The organism is Sporosarcina cyprini (genome assembly GCF_022048975.1).
In the GTDB taxonomy this organism is placed as follows: Bacteria; Bacillota; Bacilli; order Bacillales_A; family Planococcaceae; genus Sporosarcina; species Sporosarcina cyprini.
In genome coordinates this window covers 1-899 of record NZ_JAKMHX010000008.1, presented here as the reverse complement: position 1 = coordinate 899, position 899 = coordinate 1, and the positions used below count along the sequence as shown (strand labels likewise).

The window sequence follows — 899 nt, the reverse complement described above, 5'->3', positions numbered from 1 at the left end:
ACGGGACCTTTTGGTTGCGGGGGCAGGATTTGAACCTGCGACCTTCGGGTTATGAGCCCGACGAGCTACCACTGCTCCACCCCGCGATAATACTAGTAATGAATCAAAGAACAACTTCGGTTGTATATATGGTGGAGGATGACGGGTTCGAACCGCCGACCCCCTGCTTGTAAGGCAGGTGCTCTCCCAGCTGAGCTAATCCTCCAGGTTAAAATTGCGATAAGCTTCGCATTACTGCGTCAGCTTCATTCGTTCAATCAGTCACGTACTGTTGTACGCTCCTTCTTTCACTCAATCGCTTCCTTGTTCTGCTCGCTTCTCCCAATTTTAACGGGAGCTGCGATAGCTTCGCATTACTGCAATTGCACAGGATGTGCTGGCTTCGGTGTTGCGACAGGATGTCGCGGTTTTAACCGAAGTTCCATTCGCTTCCTTCTCCCGCTTTAAACGGAAGTTGCGATAAGCTTCACATTACAGTATGTGAGTTAAAATAAGATGGTGACCCCTACGGGATTCGAACCCGTGTTACCGCCGTGAAAGGGCGGTGTCTTAACCGCTTGACCAAGGGGCCATATGATATTAGGAATAAAATCTGGCGGAGAGCAAGGGATTTGAACCCTTGATACGCGGTTAGCGTATACACGATTTCCAATCGTGCTCCTTCGGCCACTCGGACAGCTCTCCATTTGGCTCCGCAGGTAGGACTCGAACCTACGACCGATCGGTTAACAGCCGATTGCTCTACCACTGAGCTACTGCGGAATAATATTACTATGGCCTATTATGTGTCAGTGAACTGACAGCCCAGCGACGTCCTACTCTCACAGGGGGAAGCCCCCTACTACCATCGGCGCTGAAGAACTTAACTTCCGTGTTCGGGATGGGAACGGGTGTGACCT

The 899-nt window shown here is 50.9% G+C and carries 5 tRNA genes and 1 rRNA gene; all 6 read right to left on the bottom strand.

Features of this window, described 5'->3' with window-relative positions:
- Positions 1-11: 11 nt before the first annotated feature.
- Positions 12-86: transfer RNA gene (locus L7D49_RS00850), tRNA-Met, on the bottom strand.
- Between the two features lie 43 nt (positions 87-129).
- Positions 130-205: transfer RNA gene (locus L7D49_RS00845), tRNA-Val, on the bottom strand.
- Positions 206-496: 291 nt separating this feature from the next.
- Positions 497-571 (bottom strand) — tRNA-Glu (locus tag L7D49_RS00840).
- Positions 572-593: 22 nt separating this feature from the next.
- Positions 594-684, bottom strand: a tRNA-Ser gene (locus L7D49_RS00835).
- 3 nt (positions 685-687) lie between these two features.
- Positions 688-762 (bottom strand) — tRNA-Asn (locus L7D49_RS00830).
- Positions 763-802: 40 nt separating this feature from the next.
- Positions 803-899: ribosomal RNA gene (gene rrf / locus L7D49_RS00825) — 5S ribosomal RNA — on the bottom strand; the annotation flags it as partial.